The following is an 18,416-nucleotide window of genomic DNA, read 5'->3' on the forward strand; positions in this document are numbered from 1 at the left end:
GGATGACCGTGATGCCACCCCCCTGGGCGGCTCGCCGATCGGGTTACAGGTTCAGAGTTCCAAAGGCGTTATTCCAGTCCTGCTCAAACTTCTCAATGGCTGACTCTACCGCAGGGGTACCGAGCATTTGTTGCGCTACGTCTAACGGAAGGGTAATAGCTTCGCAACCGGCTAACAGGCAGTCCAGAGCCTGACGAGGCGTCTTAAAGCTGGCGGCCAGCACTTTGCTTTCCGGCGCATGCAGTTCCAGCAGGGATTGCAGTTCCTGGACCATACGGATGCCGTCACCGCCCTGGGCGTCGACGCGGTTCACGTAAGGCGCAACATATTTTGCCCCAGCGAGCGCGGCCAGCAGACCCTGAGAGGCGCTGTAGACCGCTGTGCCAAGCGTAGGGATGCCTTCTTTTTTCAACAACTTGATAGCGGCAAGGCCTTCAGCAGTCACCGGAATTTTTACTACAATACCGGGGACGGCGTTGCTCAGGCGTTTGGCTTCTTCCACCATGCCCTGCGCGTCGCGGCTCATGGTCTGGGCGAACAAAATACCTTCCGGGCCGACGGCTTTTTGCAGGCGCGGCAGAACATCCCAAACCGGCGTTTTACCGGCAGCGATAATGCTGGGGTTGGTGGTGACTCCAGCCAGCGGATAGATACGTGCCAGGCGTTCAACTTCTGCTACGTTTGCGGTGTCCAGATAGAGTTCCATGATGCTTTCCTCAGTGCTTAATTCGGTAGTGTCGTTGAGGTAAGAATACGGCTTTCACTCGACGGGTCGCCAGATGACAAATTTGCCAAAAACTGGATAAATGTACGCATTATGAGTAAGGATGATTTAGATCACGTTTATCCCGTCATCCGGATTAAGGCCGGAATAAAAGCGCGCACAAAAGTCAGGTTTAACACACAAAAGTCTAGTTTTTTGCCGGGGCTGTTTTTTCCGTCAGCTGGCTGTGATATTGACGGCGATACTCCGACGGCGAGCGTTCGGTGTTTTTGCGAAACAGGCGGCAGAAGTAGTTGCTGTCGGCGAAACCGCAGGCGTGGGCGATATCTTTCACTTTCATATCGTGGCCTTTTAACAGCATTCTGGCCTGCTCCAGGCGGATGTGATTCAGATACTCGTTAAAGCCCATTGGCCCGCATTTCTGGAACAGGTGGGATAGATAGTTTGGCGAGAGATAAAACGCCTGCGCCACCGACTCCCGGGTTAACGGGTCGGCAAAGTGGGCGTCAATATGCTTACGAATCGCTTCAAAAAGCGCCTGGCTGCGCGATGAGGTTTGTACCTGGCTGCCCAGCAGATCGGCACAGTGGCTGAGCAGGCTGGTGACAATAAAGCGGGCCGTGTGCTGCTCCCGCGGCTGCATCTGCATTTCATTCAGCGCCTGCAGCAGAAAAGAGCCGACCCGGGGACCGCGGCGCGGAACCTGCTGTTTATCCAGCACGTTAAGCGCGCTGCCGTCCCAGTGGCGCAGGACGAATTCCAGCTGCTGTTTACCAAATAAGATAGTGAGCAGAGTGGAGGGCGCCAGCCATTGCGGGTCATTCCATCCGCCAGCGGGAATATACAGCACATCGTGCGGCATGAGCTGGGCGCGATCGGCTTTAATCGCCGGATCGTGAAGCTGACCCGCAAGCATGATTTCGAGGCGCGGAAAATCGACGCATAGCGCATTCTCAGAAGCCGGCCTGGTCTCGGTGGAAAAGCGAATCTTTCCCACGACCGCCGGGCCTTTAACAAAAGAATCAATGACCTGATTAATGTCGCTATCCATTCTCTCTCCGCGTAATGCGATCTTTTTTCATCATACCTAACAAACTGGCAGGGGGAAAAGCCGCGCGGTTTTTCTGCGAAGTGTATTGTAAGACTTGGTTGATATGTTATATCGTAACATATTATTGCAAACATAAACTCAGGAGAGAGTGATGACCAAAAAGATTTCCGCCCTAGCGTTTGGCATTGGCATGGTAATGGCGAGCAGCCAGGCTTTTGCCCACGGTCACCATAGTCATGGCCCGGCGCTGACCGAAGCGGAACAAAAGGCGAGTGAAGGCATTTTTGCTGACCAGGACGTAAAGGACAGGGCGCTGAGCGACTGGGAGGGGATCTGGCAGTCGGTTAACCCCTATCTGCTGAACGGGGATTTAGATCCGGTTCTGGAGCAGAAGGCCAAAAAGGCCGGTAAAAGCGTGGCGGAATATCGGGAATATTATAAGAAGGGCTACGCTACCGATGTCGACCAGATTGGTATCGAGGATAACGTCATGGAGTTTCACGTCGGGAAAACCGTCAACGCCTGTAAGTACAGCTATTCCGGTTACAAAATTCTGACCTACGCATCCGGTAAAAAAGGCGTGCGCTACCTGTTCGAATGCCAGCAGGCGGATTCAAAAGCGCCGAAGTTTGTTCAGTTTAGCGATCACACCATCGCGCCACGCAAGTCCCAGCATTTCCACATCTTTATGGGCAATGAGTCCCAGGAAGCGCTGCTGAAAGAGATGGATAACTGGCCAACCTACTATCCTTATGCGCTGCATAAAGAGCAGATTGTCGACGAAATGCTGCACCACTAATAAAAAATAGCTCCGGTAAACGCGATGCTTACCGGAGCTACGGTTTTTAACCCGGCTCGCGCTACGCTTAGCCGGGCTACAGGTTTCTTAAGGCGAACTAGCCGGTATTACGCATACCTGCCGCGACGCCGGCGATGGTGACCATCAGCGCTTGTTCAACGCGCGGATCCGGTTTTTCGCCTTTCTCTTCTGCCAGACGCGAACGGTGCAGCAGCTCGGCCTGGAGCACGTTCAGCGGGTCGGTATAGATATTACGCAACTGAATAGACTCCGCGATCCACGGCAGGTCCGCCATCAGGTGGGAGTCGTTGGCGATGGCCAGCACCACGTTAATATCGGCGGACAGCAGTTTGCGCAGCTCTTCGCCGAGCTTCCACAGTTCTGGTTTCACCAGACGCTGATCGTAATATTCCGCCAGCCACAGGTCGGCTTTTGAGTAGACCATCTCCAGCATGCCGAGGCGGGTCGAGAAGAACGGCCAGTCGCGGCACATGCTTTCCAGCTCGCTCTGCTTGCCGCCTTCGACGACTTTTTGCAACGCGGCGCCGGCGCCCAGCCAGGCTGGCAGCATCAGGCGGTTCTGCGTCCACGCGAAGATCCACGGAATGGCGCGTAGCGACTCGACGCCGCCGGTCGGGCGACGTTTGGCCGGACGCGAGCCCAGCGGCAGTTTACCCAGCTCCTGCTCCGGCGTTGCGGAACGGAAATAAGGAACAAAATCTTTATTTTCACGCACGTAGCCGCGGTACATCTCGCAGGAGACGTCTGACAGCTCGGCCATGATGTCGCGCCATTGCGCTTTGGGCTCCGGCGGCGGCAGCAGGTTGGCTTCCAGAATCGCGCTGGTATAGAGCGACAGGCTGCTGATGGTGACTTCCGGCAGGCCGTATTTAAAGCGGATCATCTCGCCCTGTTCGGTGACGCGCAGGCCGCCTTTCAGGCTTCCCGGAGGCTGAGAGAGCAGGGCCGCGTGCGCCGGCGCGCCGCCGCGACCGATAGAACCGCCGCGACCGTGGAACAGGGTCAGCTCAATACCGGCTTTTTCACAGGTCTTAATTAAGGCGTCCTGCGCCTGATACTGCGCCCAGGAAGCGGCCATAACCCCCGCATCTTTCGCCGAGTCGGAGTAGCCAATCATGACCATCTGTTTGCCCTGGATAAAGCCGCGATACCAGTCGATATTCAGCAACTGGGTCATCACGTCGTCGGCGTTATTCAGGTCGTCCAGGGTTTCGAACAGCGGGGCGACCGGCAGCGCGAAGCCGATACCGGCCTCTTTCAGCAGCAGATGCACAGCCAGGACGTCAGACGGCGTTTTGGCCATCGAAATCACGTAGGCCGCAATCGAGCCGCGCGGCGCTTCGGCGATCACTTTGCACGTCTCAAGCACTTCGCGAGTTTCTTCGCTTGGCTCCCACTGGCGCGGCAGCAGAGGGCGTTTGGAGTTCAGTTCGCGGATCAGGAAGGCCTGTTTATCGGCTTCTGACCAGCTTTCATAGTCGCCGATGCCGAGATAGCGGGTCATTTCGCCCAGCGCTTCGGTGTGGCGGGTACTTTCCTGACGGATATCGATACGCACCAGCGGTACGCCAAAGGCTTTTACGCGGCGCAGGGTGTCGAGCAGCTCGCCATTGGCGATAATGCCCATACCGCAGGCTTGTAGCGACTGGTAACAGGCGTAAAGCGGTTCCCACAGCTGCTCGTTTTGCGTGATAAGACCCGCTGGTTTCGGCAGTTTCTGCCCTTTCAGGCGCGCTTCCAGCCAGGCCTGCGTCTCCATCAGCTGCGTGCGCAGCTTTTTCATCAGGTAACGATAGGGTTCCTGCGCGCCTTCCGCGCCAGCCAGATCGCGCAGCTCATCGGTACACTCGACCATCGATAGCTCGGAAATCAGCACCTGGACGTCTTTCAGGAACAGATCGGTTGCTTTCCAGCGGCTGAGCAGCAGGACGTGGCGGGTAATGTCGGCGGTCACGTTCGGGTTGCCGTCGCGGTCGCCGCCCATCCAGGAAGTAAAGCGAACCGGAACAAAGTCGACCGGCAGCCGATAGTTCAGGTTGTCTTCCAGCTGTTCATTCAGCTCGCGCAGGTAGTTTGGCACGCCTTCCCACAGGCTATTTTCAACAACCGCGAAGCCCCATTTCGCTTCATCCACCGGGGTCGGGCGATGTTTGCGGATTTCATCGGTGTGCCACGACTGGGCAATCAGCTGGCGCAGACGGCGCATGACCTGATGACGTTCATAGTCCGCAATGTCGTTGTTATCGAGCTGCTTCAGGCAGCTGTTGATTTCACCCATCTTATGGATCAGCGTACGACGCGTGATTTCGGTCGGGTGCGCGGTCAGCACCAGTTCCAGCGACAGGGATTCAACGGCTTGCTTAATAATGTTTTCGTTGAGGTCGGGTTGCTCTTTAAGCTTTCTCAGGGTGCGGGCAATCACTTCAGGATTACTGGCCGCTTCGCCTTTTGGCGAAATGCTGTGGTATTGCTCAGCGGTATTCGCCAGGTTCAGAAACTGGCTAAAGGCGCGCGCCACCGGCAGCAGCTCGTCGTTGGACAAGTTTTGCAACGTGGTGAGCAGTTCCTGGCGGTTGGCTTCATTGCCAGCGCGAGAAGATTTGGACAACTTACGGATAGTTTCGACACGATCAAGAATGTTTTCTCCTAGCGCATCCTTGATGGTGTCGCCCAGCACCTTACCGAGCATACTGACATTACTACGCAAAGCGGAATATTGTTCGTTCATGTTACCCCAGACACCCCATCTCATTTTATTTTGTTATATCCGGCGCTCGATAATTTGAGCAGTGGATAAGCAACCGTCTTTTATAAAGCCACGTAAAAACCCCCACGTCAATTGTTGCGAAATCGCTTCAGCAAACGAATAAATGGCGGCAATTTGCGAAATTTAACTCGGAGGTCGCTTGATAAGTGTTGCTTATGAAAATGTGATAATTGTCACCCTCTCGCGTCGATGAAATCGCCCGAGAGGATGCGTATTTAATGCCAGCAAAAATGGTGGACCACCTGAGTGATGAGCTCGCGGGTCGGCTTAATAAAGCGCGTTTCCAGGTACTCATCCGGCTGGTGGGCCTGGTTGATAGAGCCCGGGCCTAATACCAGCGTCGGGCAGAGGGTCTGAATAAACGGCGCTTCGGTACAGTAGTTCACCACGTCGGTTTGCGCGCCGAGGAGTTTTTCTACGACCTCAACCAGTTTATGGTCCGGCGGACATTCGTAACCGGGGATCGGCGGATGCAGTTCAGAAACGGTCAGGCGGCCAGGCCAGCGCTCGCTCACCGGCGCCAGCGCCTCGTTCAGCAGCCCGTTGAGATCGTTGAGCGTCATTCCAGGCAGCGGACGAATATCCATATGCAGTTCGCAGCAGGCGCAAATGCGGTTGGAGGCATCGCCGCCGTGGATGGCGCCGAGATTCAGCGTCGGCCAGGGAACGGTAAAGGCGGCATAGTGATAACGCTCTTTTAAGTCGTCGCGCAGCTGCATGATGCGGCCAATGGCGTCGTGCATCAATTCAATCGCGTTGACGCCGCGTGCCGGGTCGCTGGAGTGGCCCGACTGCCCCTGAATGCGAACCGCGTTGGACATGTGGCCTTTGTGCGCGCGTATCGGCTGCAGCGATGTGGGCTCGCCGATAATGGCGCAATCCGGTCGCAGCTGGGTCGTCTCGGCGAAGTAGCGGGCGCCGGCCATGCTGGTCTCTTCATCGGCCGTCGCCAGAATATAGAGCGGCTTTTTCAACTGAGTGACGTCAACGTCGCGCAGGGCGTCAAGAATAAAAGCGAAGAAGCCTTTCATATCCGCGGTGCCGAGACCATACAGCTTATTGTCGTGCTCGGTCAGGGTAAAAGGGTCGCGGGTCCAGCGGCCATCATCAAACGGGACGGTATCGGTGTGCCCGGCAAGCAGCAGGCCGCCAGCGCCATGGCCGCTGCTGGCCAGCAGGTTGAATTTATTGCGCGTGTCCGGGACTGGCTGAACTTCAACATTAAAGCCGATATCGCGGAACCAGCCAGCCAGTAAATTGATTAAAGACTCATTGCTTTGATCCAACGCCTCTTCGGTTGCGCTGATGGAGGGTGTGGCGATCAGCGCGCGGTAAATCTCGATAAAGGGCGGTAATTTGTTTTTCATTGTTGACACACCTCGGGTCGTGATAGTATCAATATTCATGCATTATTTGTGAATAAAAATACATTATCGTTGAGCGTAAGAAAACCCATCGAATGTAAGGATGATGCTCTTACGGCTCAGCAGGGTGGGGAAGGCAACGGTCTTCCAGGGCAAATATACGTAAGCAAGAAGGTGAAGAGCCCCAATGTTGAACACGCTGATTGTGGGCGCCAGCGGTTATGCCGGCGCAGAGCTAGTGGCCTATGTAAATCGCCATCCTCATATGACCATAACCGCATTGACGGTCTCCGCGCAAAGCAATGATGCGGGAAAATTAGTTTCCGATTTGCATCCGCAGCTGAAAGGCATTGTCGATCTGCCGCTGCAGCCGATGTCCGATATCAGCGAGTTTAGCGCCGGAGTCGATGTCGTTTTTCTGGCTACCGCGCACGAGGTCAGCCATGACCTGGCGCCGCAGTTCCTCGCCGCTGGCTGCGTCGTGTTCGATCTCTCCGGGGCGTTTCGCGTGAATGACGGCGCCTTCTATGAAAAATATTACGGTTTCACTCATCAGCATCCTGAACTGCTGGAGCAGGCGGTTTACGGCCTGGCCGAGTGGAGCGTCGAAAAGCTAAAAGAAGCCAATCTGATCGCCGTACCGGGCTGCTACCCGACGGCGGCTCAGCTGTCGTTAAAACCGCTGATCGACGCGGGGCTGCTGGATCTTAACCAGTGGCCGGTAATCAACGCGACCAGCGGGGTCAGCGGCGCCGGGCGTAAAGCCTCTATCGGCAATAGCTTCTGCGAAGTCAGCCTGCAACCTTACGGCGTTTTCAACCACCGTCATCACCCGGAAATTTCAACCCACCTGGGCGCGGATGTGATTTTTACCCCGCATCTGGGCAATTTTAAGCGTGGGATTCTGGAGACCATTACCTGCCGTCTGAAGCCCGGCGTGAGCAAAGAGCAGGTCGCGGCGGTGTTCCAGCAGGCCTATGCGGATAAACCGCTGGTACGTTTATACGATAAAGGTGTCCCTGCATTGAAAAATGTCGTGGGTCTGCCATTCTGTGATATCGGTTTTGCGGTCCAGGATGAACACATCATCGTGGTGGCGGCGGAAGATAACCTGCTGAAAGGCGCGGCCGCGCAGGCCGTGCAGTGCGCTAATATTCGTTTCGGCTTCGCTGAGACGCAGTCTCTTATTTAAGGTGTGATGATGAATCCTTTAATTATCAAACTCGGCGGCGTCCTGCTGGATAGCGAAGAAGCGCTGGAGCGCCTGTTTACGGCGCTGGTGAACTACCGCGAATCCCATCAGCGCCCGCTGATTATTGTGCACGGCGGCGGCTGCGTGGTGGATGAGCTCATGAAGCAGCTCAACCTGCCGGTAAATAAGAAAAACGGTCTGCGGGTCACGCCGGCGGATCAGATCGACATTATTACCGGCGCGCTGGCGGGAACTGCCAATAAAACGCTGCTGGCGTGGGCGAAGAAGCACGGCCTGGCTGCCGTTGGGCTATTCCTCGGCGACGGCGATAGCGTCAAAGTGACGCAGCTTGATGAAGAGCTCGGTCATGTCGGATTCGCTCAGCCGGGTTCTCCGGCGCTGATTAACACGCTGCTGGCGGGCGGTTATATGCCGGTCGTTAGCTCCATCGGCGTCACCGATGAAGGCGAGTTGATGAACGTCAACGCCGACCAGGCGGCGACCGCGCTGGCGGCAACGCTCGGCGCAGACCTGATTCTGCTGTCTGACGTGAGCGGCATTCTTGATGGCAAAGGGCAGCGCATTGCGGAAATGACCGCCGAGAAGGCTGAACAGCTGATCGAGCAGGGCATTATCACCGACGGCATGATCGTCAAAGTGAATGCGGCCCTGGACGCGGCGCGGACATTAGGCCGCCCGGTCGATATCGCCTCCTGGCGCCACGCGGAGCAGCTTCCGGCGCTGTTTAACGGCACGCCGATCGGCACGCGTATTCTGGCATAATCAATTTATCATTTTGTCGGCCCGGTAAGCGCAGCGCCGCCGGGCAATAAAATTCAAAGATATTAAGGAAGCATGTTATGGCACTTTGGGGTGGGCGTTTTACTCAGGCAGCGGATCAGCGGTTCAAACAGTTCAACGACTCTTTGCGCTTTGACTATCGCCTGGCGGAGCAGGATATCGTTGGCTCTGTCGCCTGGTCCAAAGCGCTGGTGACGGTGGGTGTTTTGACTGCTGATGAACAACAGCAGCTGGAAGAGGCGCTGAACATTCTGCTGGAAGACGTGCGGGCTAACCCGCAGCAGATCCTCGAAAGCGATGCGGAAGATATTCATAGCTGGGTGGAAGGTAAGCTGATCGACAAAGTCGGCCAGCTGGGCAAAAAGCTGCACACCGGGCGTAGCCGTAATGACCAGGTGGCGACCGACCTGAAGCTGTGGTGCAAAGATACCGTTGTGGAACTGCTGTCGGCGAATCGTCAGCTACAAAGCGCGCTGGTCGAGACGGCGGAGAATAACCAGGACGCCGTCATGCCGGGCTATACTCACCTGCAGCGCGCGCAGCCGGTGACGTTCGCCCACTGGTGTCTGGCCTATGTCGAAATGCTGGCGCGTGATGAAAGCCGTCTGCAGGATGCGCTTAAACGTCTGGACGTCAGCCCGCTGGGCTGCGGAGCGCTGGCGGGTACCGCCTATGAAATCGATCGTGAACAGCTTGCCGGCTGGCTGGGCTTCGCATCGGCGACCCGCAATAGCCTGGACAGCGTGTCCGATCGCGATCACGTACTGGAACTGCTGTCCGATGCCTCAATCGGTATGGTCCACCTGTCGCGTTTTGCCGAAGATCTGATCTTCTTCAATACCGGCGAAGCGGGCTTTGTTGAGCTTTCTGACCGCGTGACTTCTGGCTCATCCCTGATGCCGCAGAAGAAAAACCCGGATGCGCTGGAGCTGATCCGCGGTAAATGCGGCCGCGTGCAAGGCGCGCTGACCGGCATGATGATGACCCTCAAGGGGCTGCCGCTGGCCTACAATAAAGATATGCAGGAAGATAAAGAAGGGCTGTTTGACGCGCTTGATACCTGGCTCGACTGCCTGCATATGGCGGCGCTGGTGCTCGACGGTATTCAGGTAAAACGCCCGCGCTGCGAAGAAGCGGCGCAGCAGGGTTATGCGAATGCCACCGAACTGGCGGATTATCTGGTTGCTAAAGGCGTGCCGTTCCGTGAAGCGCACCATATTGTCGGTGAAGCGGTGGTCGAGGCCATTGCCCAGGGCAAGCCGCTGGAAGATCTGCCCCTGGCCGATTTACAGAAATTTAGCCGCGTTATCGCCGAGGATGTCTATCCAATCCTGTCGCTGCAGTCGTGTCTGGATAAGCGTGCGGCTAAAGGCGGCGTTTCTCCTCAGCAGGTTGCTCAGGCGATTGCCGACGCTAAACAGCGCCTGGTTTGAGTCGTCTGCGGGCTGCCTGTAAGGTGGTCAATATATGAAGCTCGGGCAACGCCCGGGCTTTTTTTATGCCAAAAAAAAGCGGACACAAGGTCCGCAAAAGTTCACGTTGGCTTTAGTTATCCGGGTAGAAAACTGTTGAGGAAGCGCGATGATTTTCTGCAGTTTTCCTCATTTATGGGTTTATTATTGAACAGAAACCTTGATAGGGATAATCGTTCGTTGCTATTCTATCTATCGCCATGGACTATCGTGGCGATGGAGGATGAATAATGAATATTCGCGATCTTGAATATCTGGTAGCGCTAGCCGAACACCGCCACTTCCGCCGTGCGGCGGATTCTTGCCACGTCAGCCAACCTACGCTTAGCGGGCAAATCCGTAAGCTGGAGGATGAGCTCGGCGTGATGTTGCTGGAACGCACCAGCCGTAAGGTTCTGTTCACCCAGGCAGGGCTGCTGCTGGTGGATCAGGCGCGTACCGTGCTACGCGAAGTCAAAGTGCTGAAGGAAATGGCAAGCCAGCAGGGAGAGACCATGTCCGGGCCGCTGCATATTGGGCTGATCCCGACGATTGGCCCTTATCTGCTGCCGTTGATTATCCCGATGCTGCATCAGACCTTTCCCAAGCTGGAAATGTACCTGCATGAAGCACAAACCCATCAGCTTTTAGCGCAGCTTGATAGCGGTAAGCTCGACTGCGCGATTCTGGCGCTGGTCAAAGAGAGCGAAGCGTTTATTGAGGTGCCGCTGTTTGATGAGCCCATGATGCTGGCTATTTACGAAGATCACCCGTGGGCGAACCGCGAGTGCGTGCCGATGTCGGACCTGGCCGGTGAAAAGCTGCTGATGCTGGAAGACGGCCACTGCCTGCGCGATCAGGCGATGGGTTTTTGCTTTGAAGCGGGCGCCGATGAAGATACGCATTTCCGGGCGACCAGCCTCGAAACGTTGCGTAACATGGTGGCTGCCGGTAGCGGCATCACGTTGCTGCCAGCCTTAGCCGTGCCGCAGGAGAGAAAGCGCGATGGCGTGGTCTATGTGCCCTGTATCAAGCCGGAACCGAGACGTACCGTGGGGCTGGTTTATCGCCCGGGTTCGCCGCTGCGTAGCCGCTATGAACATCTGGCAGAGGCCATCCGCGGGAAGATGGATGGCCATTTCGATACCGCGTTAAAACAGGCGGTTTAAGCCATTTAACGCGGCTACCCGATAGGCTTCCGCCATCGTCGGGTAGTTAAAGGTGGTGTTAACGAAGTACTCAATGGTGTTACCACCGCCTTTCTGCTCCATTATCGCCTGGCCGATGTGAATGATTTCGGCCGCGCGCTCGCCAAAGCAATGAATCCCAAGGATCTCTTTCGTTTCGCGATGAAACAGGATCTTCAGCGTACCGACGCTCATGCCGACAATCTGCGCTCGCGCCAGATGCTTGAACTGCGCGCGCCCTACCTCGTAAGGCACTTTCATGGCCGTCAGTTGCTGCTCGGTTTTGCCAACGGAGCTGATTTCCGGAATGGTGTAAATACCGGTAGGGATATCTTCAATCAGATGCGCCGAGGCTTCGCCTTTCACCAGCGCCTGGGCTGCGATGCGCCCCTGGTCGTAGGCGGCAGAGGCCAGGCTCGGGTAGCCAATCACATCGCCGACGGCATAAATATGCGGCAGGGCGGTTTGATACATACTGTTGACCTTCAGCTGACCGCGGCTATCGGTTTGCAGGCCGATATTTTCCAGCGCCAGAGAGTCGGTATTCCCGGTGCGGCCGTTAGCGTACAGCAGGCAGTCCGCTTTGAGCTTTTTACCGGATTTCAGGTGCATGATGACGCCATCATCCACGCCCTCAATCTTTTCGTACTCTTCATTGTGGCGAATGACCACGCCGCTGTTCCAGAAGTGATAGGAGAGGGAGTCGGACATTTCCTGATCGAGAAACGCCAGCAGGCGATCGCGGGTGTTGATCAGATCCACCTTCACTTCCATTCCGCGGAAGATCGACGCATATTCGCAGCCGATCACCCCGGCCCCATAAATGATCACATGGCGCGGTTCGTGGTGCAGGCTCAGGATCGAGTCGCTGTCATAAATGCGCGGGTGATGGAAGTCGACGTCTGCCGGATGGTACGGGCGTGAACCACAGGCAATCACGAACTTTTCCGCCGTCACCGTTTCCACGGTACCGTCGTGGCACTCCAGCGCGATAGTGTGCTCATCAACAAAATGGGCATTGCCCTGCAGGATTTCGCAGTGGTTACGCTCATAGAAACCCTGACGCATATGGGTTTGCTGGTTAATGACGCTGTCTGCATGGTTCAGGATGTCGGCGAAGGAAGAACGAAGAAGACGGGAATGGTCGCTGTAGAGGGGATTTTGGTTAAACTCGATAATACGGCTGACGGCATGGCGGAGGGCTTTTGACGGGATGGTACCCCAGTGGGTACAACCGCCGCCGACGTTATGGTAGCGCTCAATGACGGCAACGCGTGCTCCCTGTTTCACCAGCCCCATGGCGGCACCTTCTCCGCCAGGACCGGAACCAATCACAATTGCATCATAATCCCAAGAGTGTGACATGGCATTACTCACCTGTTTTATACATAAAATAAACACGATGATAACATTCGCCGCGCTTTAACCCAATTATCGTTGTGCTTTTTTGCGGCATAAAAGCAGAAACAGCTCGTAAACAATCATTCACAATCCAGTGTAAACCGATTGGTTCTGATCTCTGGTATAGTGCCGGAAGGGCTTATGGAAGGATTCAGACAACGTGATGGGCGTAAGAGCGCAACAAAAAGAAAAAACCCGGCGTTCGCTGGTGGAAGCGGCATTTAGTCAGCTAAGCGCTGAACGCAGTTTTGCCAGCTTAAGCCTGCGCGAAGTTGCGCGGGAAGCGGGGATCGCCCCGACGTCCTTCTATCGCCATTTTCGTGATGTCGATGAGCTTGGTCTGACCATGGTGGATGAAAGCGGGCTTATGCTGCGCCAGCTGATGCGCCAGGCGCGCCAGCGTATTGCGAAAGGCGGCAGCGTCATTCGCACCTCTGTTTCCACCTTTATGGAATTTATTGGCAACAATCCGAACGCCTTCCGCCTGCTGCTGCGGGAACGATCCGGTACGTCTGCGGCGTTTCGCGCCGCCGTGGCGCGTGAAATTCAGCATTTTATCGCGGAACTTGCCGACTATTTAGAAATCGAAAACCATATGCCGCGCGCCTTTACCGAAGCGCAGGCTGAAGCTATGGTCACCATCGTATTTAGCGCTGGCGCCGAGGCTCTCGATGTGGGCCCGGAGCAGCGTCGACAGCTGGAAGAACGCCTGGTGCTGCAGCTCAGAATGATCTCGAAAGGCGCGTATTACTGGTATCGCCGTGAACAAGAAAAAATATCAAATCATTCCGAATAACGTGAAGGACGAGCAATGAAACACTCAGTACAAGATAGAGGTACGCTGCTGCTGGCGCTGATCGCAGGTTTATCCATTAATGGTACCTTCGCCGCGCTATTCAGCTCCATTGTCCCTTTTTCCATCTTCCCTATTTTGTCGTTGGTGCTGACGGTTTACTGCCTGCATCAGCGCTATCAGAATCGTAGTATGCCCGTGGGTTTGCCGGGGCTTGCCGCAGCCTGCTTTATTCTCGGCGTGCTGGTTTACAGCACCGTCGTGCGCGCGGAATATCCGGACATCGGCTCTAACTTCTTCCCGGCGGTTCTGTCGGTGATTATGGTGTTCTGGATTGGCTACAAGTTGCGCAATCGCAAGAACGCGGTCGCGGAATAATCTTTCCCCCGGCAACAGCGTTGTTGCCGGGTTTTCTCACCCGACTTTACTTCTTCGTCAACAGCACGCCGCATTCCATATGATGGGTATACGGGAACTGGTCGAACAGCGCCAGGCGCGCGATCTCGTGGGTCTCACTGAGCGTTTCCAGGTTCTGGCATAGGGTCTCAGGATTGCAGGAGATATACAGAATACGCGGGTACGCCTGCACCATTTTCTCCGTCTCGCTATCCAGCCCGCTGCGCGGCGGATCGACAAAAATCGTCTCACACTGATAGCTCTTCAGGTCGATACCCTGTAGACGATTAAACTGCCGTACGCCATTCATCGCCTGGGTAAACTCTTCCGCCGACATCCGGATAATCTGCACGTTATCAATGTGGTTCGCTGCAATATTGTATTGCGCCGCCGCGACGGACGGTTTGGCGATTTCCGTTGCCAGCACCCGTTCGAAATTACGCGCCAGCGCCAGCGAAAAGTTGCCGTTACCGCAGTACAGCTCAAGCAGGTCGCCGGTTGCGTCTTTGGTAGCATCGATAGCCCACTCCAGCATCTGGACGTTCATCGCCGCGTTCGGCTGGGTGAAGCTATTCTCAACCTGACGATAGATCATTTCGCGCCCGCCAACTGGCAAACGTTCATCGATATAGTCCTGATCCAGCTCGATTTTCGTCTTTGTGGCGCGGCCAATCAGGTGCACATTCAGATTTTGCGCCCGCAGCGCATCGCGGAAGCGCTCAGCCTGCTGACGCCATTCGTCGTCAAGCTTCTTATGATACAGCAGTGATATCACGGCCTGATTACTCAGGGTGGTCAGATAATCCACCTGAAACAGTTTATGACGCAGTACCGGGTTATCGCGTACGCCTTCAATCACCGCGGCCATCAGCTGATTAATCAACTCGCTGGCGGCCGGGAAGGTATCGACGCGGATACGGGATTTGGTCTGCTGATCGAACATAATGTGGTACAGATCGTCGCCATCGTGCCACAGACGGAACTCTGCGCGCATACGATAGTGGCTGACCGGCGAACGAAACACTTCCGGAACCGGGGCGCTGAAAGGCGCCATCATTTTCTGCAAACGGACGACTTTTTCTGCCAGCTGCGCTTCATATTGTTCGGTAGGAAGGTGTTCGGGGGTCATGATGCATCCTGAATAAAATAAGTACGCGGGGGATTGTAGGGAAAGCGCCGGGGATGTCCAGCCCTGATGATATAAGGAAATATAACGGTAGAAGTCTGGACATCTATATGTTTCTGATTATAGCATCGTGCTACCGGTCCTATGAGTTAATAGGGAATCCAGTGTAAATCTGGAGCTGACGCGCAGCGGTAAGGAAAAGTGGGATGAGCGCATTATGCAGACACTGCGGTTATTTAGCGGGAAGTCCTCATCCATCAAACACTCCAAGCCCGAAGACCTGCCGGAATACGTCGCATTTGGTTTCTATCATCGCGTGCTACTGATAGAGCCGGCGGCATCCTTTGTTTATTACGGATGCTTTAAAATGATTAAAAAAGCTTCGCTGATGACGGCGCTCTCCGTCACGGCATTTTCCGGCTGGGCGCAGGACAGCAATTCAGATACGTTAGTGGTCACAGCAAACCGTTTTCAACAGCCGGTCAATACGGTCCTTGCGCCGACTGATGTGGTTACCCGGGAAGATATCGAGCGCTGGCAGGCGAAAGATTTGAACGATGTGATGCGCCGATTGCCTGGCGTGGACGTCGCGCAAAATGGCGGCATGGGGCAATCTTCCTCTCTGTTTATCCGTGGTACTGAAGCCAAACAGGTACTGGTGCTGGTTGACGGCGTTCCCATGGCCCGACCTGGAATTACAAACAACCCTGATTTGAATCAGATCCCTTTATCACTGGTGCAGCGCGTCGAATATATCCGTGGCCCGCGTTCGGCGATTTATGGATCCGGGGCTATGGGCGGGGTGATTAACGTCATTACGCATTCTGATAAAGAACAATCCAAAATTACCGCTGGGGTAGGTTCTAAAGGTTACCAACAATATGACGGCACCCTGCGCCATCGCTTTGGCGATACGGTGGCGACGGTTGCGGGCTCCTATGAGGGTAATAAAGGCTTCAACGTTCAGCCGGGTTCAACCTGGGAGCACGACGGCGATCGCGACGGTTTTCGTAATAAAACGTTTTGGGGCAGCCTCGAGCATAAATTTAACGAGAATTTTGACGGTTTCTTCCGCGGACACAGCTATACCAACAACTCTGATTACGATCTTGGAAGCCCGCCGTATAGCCCGGCCTACAGCGCCGATGAAAGCCAGCTCTATAACCAAAGCTGGGATGCGGGGCTGAACTTTAATTCCGGTATCTACTCCTCTCAGCTTATCGCCAGCTATCAGAAGGTAAAGGACTATAACTACAGCAGTATTTATGGGCGTTATAATGATGGGACGACGCTCGACAGGATGACGCAGCGTAACCTGCAGTGGGGCAATAACGTTATTGTGGGTCATGGCTCTGTCAGCGCAGGGGTGGACTGGCAGCAGCAGCGGTTAACGTCATCAGACACGACGATGTCGGATACCTATAAACGTGATAATACGGGGTTATATCTGACGGGCCAGCAGCAGTTTGGCGATGTGACCCTCGAAGCTTCCGGGCGTGAAGACCACGATGAGCAGTTTGGCTGGCACGGTACCTGGCAGACGACCGCAGGCTGGGAATTTGTCGAAAACTATCGCCTGACCCTCGGCTACGGTACCGGCTTCCTTGCGCCTTCGTTAGGGCAACAGTTTGGTTCGACCCGATTTGGTATCAACGCGAATCCCAACCTGAAGCCTGAAGAGTCGAAGCAGTGGGAAGCGGGGCTGGAAGGGCTCACTGGTCCCGTGGACTGGCGCTTGTCCGCGTACCATTACAAGATTACTAATCTGATTACCTATTACTCCGATCCTGTCACCTATGAAGGGGAGTACGACAATATTAATGCCGCGACGATTAAAGGCGTGGAGTGGACGGGAAGTGTCGACACCGGTATTTTCAGCCATCGCGTAACGCTGCAGTATGTCGATCCGCGTAACGATGATAACGGTGAAGTGCTGGCCCGACGTTCTAAACGACAGGCAAAGTATCAGCTGGACTGGTCCGTGTTTGATGTCGATATGGATGTGTCCTGGCAGTATTATGGGAAGCGCTACGATAACAACACCTCCCAGTACAACAATACGCAAAGGATTTTGCCGAGCTACAGCACGGTAGACGTTTCTGCATCGTATCCGATCACCGATCGCCTGACAGTTCGTGGTAAAATAGCTAACCTGTTCGATAAAGATTACGAGACAGCTTATGGCTACCAAACTGCAGGACGAGAATACTACTTGTCTGGCAGCTACACCTTCTGATCCACGTCCCACCGTGCTGGTGTTTGATTCCGGCGTCGGTGGGCTGTCGGTTTACAACGAGATTCGGCAGCTTCTGCCGGATCTGCATTATATCTACGCTTTCGACAACGTTGCTTTCCCGTACGGCGAGAAGAGCGAAGCGTTTATTGTTGAACGCGTCCTTGAGATCGTTACCGCAGTTCAGCAGCGCTATCCGCTGGCGCTGGCCGTTATTGCCTGTAACACCGCAAGTACCGTTTCCCTCCCCGCATTACGCGATAAATTCGCCTTTCCGGTTGTCGGCGTCGTTCCGGCGATAAAACCCGCGGCACGCTTAACGGCGAATGGCGTTGTTGGCCTGCTGGCAACGCGCGGAACGGTAAAACGTCCTTATACGCGCGAACTGATCTCCCGCTTTGCGAATGAATGCAAAATCGAAATGCTGGGGTCGGCAGAGCTGGTGGAGCTGGCGGAGGCTAAGCTCCACGGTGAGCCGGTCCCGCTGGATGAACTGCGGCGTATCCTGCGTCCCTGGCTGCGAATGCAGGAACCGCCTGATACGGTTGTGCTGGGGTGTACGCATTTCCCTCTATTACAGGAAGAGCTGCAGCAGGTTCTGCCGGAAGGGACGAGAATGATCGACTCCGGGGCGGCGATTGCGCGTCGCACGGCCTGGCTATTAGAGCACGAAGCGCCTGACGCAAAATCGAGTGATGCCAATATTGCCTACTGTATGGCGCTGACGCCTGAAACCGAACAGCTTTTGAGCGTTTTGCGGCGCTACGGCTTCGAATCGCTGGAAAAATTACCGCTTTCATAGCGTTTTGCACAAAAAAGAGACGGTTGAAATATTTTTTGAAAACAGGGCTTGTCAACGTCTCAGAACTCCCTATAATGCGCCTCCACTGACACGGAACAACGGCATGCAAGCCGCCGGGTCAGCGGGATTCAGCGATGAATACCGGCAGAGAAAAGCGAAATTAAACGCTTGACTCTGAATGAGGAAAACGTATTATACGGGACCTCGCAACGGTGCGCGACAGCCGCGTTTCACTGCTCTTTCACAATTTATCAGACAATCTGTGTGGGCCCTCAAAGTGACATGGATTCTTAACGTCTTCGGCCGAA

General features: G+C 55.1%; 15 protein-coding genes and 1 riboswitch. Of the genes, 9 read left to right on the forward strand and 6 right to left on the reverse strand.

The genetic code is table 11. From position 1 onward, the window contains the following. Positions 1 to 43 precede the first annotated feature (43 nt). Together fsa and KOSB73_RS01910 are read right to left on the reverse strand one after the other, a co-directional pair. The gene (gene fsa / locus KOSB73_RS01905; protein ID WP_004107558.1) at positions 44 to 706 is read right to left on the reverse strand and encodes a fructose-6-phosphate aldolase; all 663 of its coding nucleotides are present in this window, start codon (positions 704 to 706) and stop codon (positions 44 to 46) included. Positions 707 to 911: 205 nt separating this feature from the next. After that, positions 912 to 1,775: an AraC family transcriptional regulator gene (locus tag KOSB73_RS01910; RefSeq protein WP_004870574.1), complete on the reverse strand. Its 864-nt coding sequence runs from the start codon at positions 1,773 to 1,775 to the stop codon at positions 912 to 914. Between the two features lie 151 nt (positions 1,776 to 1,926). On the opposite strand from KOSB73_RS01910, the gene zinT reads away from it, so the two are divergent. Next, a complete protein-coding gene (zinT, locus tag KOSB73_RS01915; RefSeq protein ID WP_049085918.1) occupies positions 1,927 to 2,574 on the forward strand; it encodes a metal-binding protein ZinT in 648 nt (215 codons plus the stop codon). Positions 2,575 to 2,671: 97 nt separating this feature from the next. Here zinT and ppc read toward each other — a convergent pair whose 3' ends face one another. After that, complete coding sequence (gene ppc / locus KOSB73_RS01920) at positions 2,672 to 5,323, reverse strand: phosphoenolpyruvate carboxylase (protein ID WP_098140197.1); 2,652 nt, start codon at positions 5,321 to 5,323, stop codon at positions 2,672 to 2,674. 254 nt (positions 5,324 to 5,577) lie between these two features. After that, positions 5,578 to 6,729: an acetylornithine deacetylase gene (gene argE, locus KOSB73_RS01925; protein WP_004127321.1), complete on the reverse strand. Its 1,152-nt coding sequence runs from the start codon at positions 6,727 to 6,729 to the stop codon at positions 5,578 to 5,580. Between the two features lie 184 nt (positions 6,730 to 6,913). Here argE and argC point away from each other — a divergent pair, with 184 nt between their 5' ends. From argC to oxyR, 4 genes are all read left to right on the forward strand, one after another. Beyond that, entirely contained in the window at positions 6,914 to 7,918 is a 1,005-nt protein-coding gene (gene argC, locus KOSB73_RS01930; RefSeq protein WP_004870566.1) for an N-acetyl-gamma-glutamyl-phosphate reductase, read from the forward strand. Positions 7,919 to 7,924: 6 nt separating this feature from the next. Beyond that, a complete protein-coding gene (gene argB / locus KOSB73_RS01935; RefSeq protein WP_086544362.1) occupies positions 7,925 to 8,701 on the forward strand; it encodes an acetylglutamate kinase in 777 nt (258 codons plus the stop codon). A gap of 77 nt (positions 8,702 to 8,778) precedes the next feature. After that, positions 8,779 to 10,152, forward strand: a complete 1,374-nt coding sequence (gene argH, locus KOSB73_RS01940) for an argininosuccinate lyase (protein ID WP_004870563.1) — start codon at positions 8,779 to 8,781, stop codon at positions 10,150 to 10,152. 269 nt (positions 10,153 to 10,421) lie between these two features. After that, on the forward strand, positions 10,422 to 11,339 hold the full coding sequence (gene oxyR / locus KOSB73_RS01950) for a DNA-binding transcriptional regulator OxyR (protein ID WP_004127331.1): 918 nt from the start codon (positions 10,422 to 10,424) through the stop codon (positions 11,337 to 11,339). Here the strand turns inward: oxyR and sthA are convergent. Continuing rightward, the gene (gene sthA / locus KOSB73_RS01955) at positions 11,322 to 12,722 is read right to left on the reverse strand and encodes a Si-specific NAD(P)(+) transhydrogenase (protein WP_004116922.1); all 1,401 of its coding nucleotides are present in this window, start codon (positions 12,720 to 12,722) and stop codon (positions 11,322 to 11,324) included. The two genes, oxyR and sthA, sit on opposite strands and share 18 nt — an antisense overlap. Before the next feature lie 196 nt (positions 12,723 to 12,918). On the opposite strand from sthA, the gene fabR reads away from it, so the two are divergent. Both fabR and KOSB73_RS01965 read left to right on the forward strand, forming a co-directional pair. After that, entirely contained in the window at positions 12,919 to 13,554 is a 636-nt protein-coding gene (fabR, locus tag KOSB73_RS01960) for an HTH-type transcriptional repressor FabR (RefSeq protein WP_004107582.1), read from the forward strand. A gap of 15 nt (positions 13,555 to 13,569) precedes the next feature. After that, complete coding sequence (locus tag KOSB73_RS01965; RefSeq protein WP_004127333.1) at positions 13,570 to 13,929, forward strand: YijD family membrane protein; 360 nt, start codon at positions 13,570 to 13,572, stop codon at positions 13,927 to 13,929. 46 nt (positions 13,930 to 13,975) lie between these two features. Here KOSB73_RS01965 and trmA read toward each other — a convergent pair whose 3' ends face one another. Further along, positions 13,976 to 15,076, reverse strand: coding sequence for a tRNA (uridine(54)-C5)-methyltransferase TrmA (trmA, locus tag KOSB73_RS01970; protein WP_082237990.1), 1,101 nt, complete (start codon positions 15,074 to 15,076; stop codon positions 13,976 to 13,978). Positions 15,077 to 15,193: 117 nt separating this feature from the next. Then, positions 15,194 to 15,375, forward strand: a riboswitch (cobalamin riboswitch). A 65-nt stretch (positions 15,376 to 15,440) separates the two neighbouring features. Between trmA and btuB the strand changes: the two genes are divergently transcribed. Together btuB and murI are read left to right on the forward strand one after the other, a co-directional pair. After that, the gene (btuB, locus tag KOSB73_RS01975) at positions 15,441 to 17,309 is read left to right on the forward strand and encodes a TonB-dependent vitamin B12 receptor BtuB (RefSeq protein WP_029669986.1); all 1,869 of its coding nucleotides are present in this window, start codon (positions 15,441 to 15,443) and stop codon (positions 17,307 to 17,309) included. Continuing rightward, entirely contained in the window at positions 17,254 to 18,108 is an 855-nt protein-coding gene (murI, locus tag KOSB73_RS01980; protein ID WP_024360568.1) for a glutamate racemase, read from the forward strand. Before btuB ends, murI begins: the two co-directional genes overlap by 56 nt. The last annotated feature ends 308 nt before the right edge of the window (positions 18,109 to 18,416 follow it).

It is taken from the genome of Klebsiella grimontii, from assembly GCF_900200035.1.
Classification (GTDB): Bacteria; Pseudomonadota; Gammaproteobacteria; order Enterobacterales; family Enterobacteriaceae; genus Klebsiella; species Klebsiella grimontii.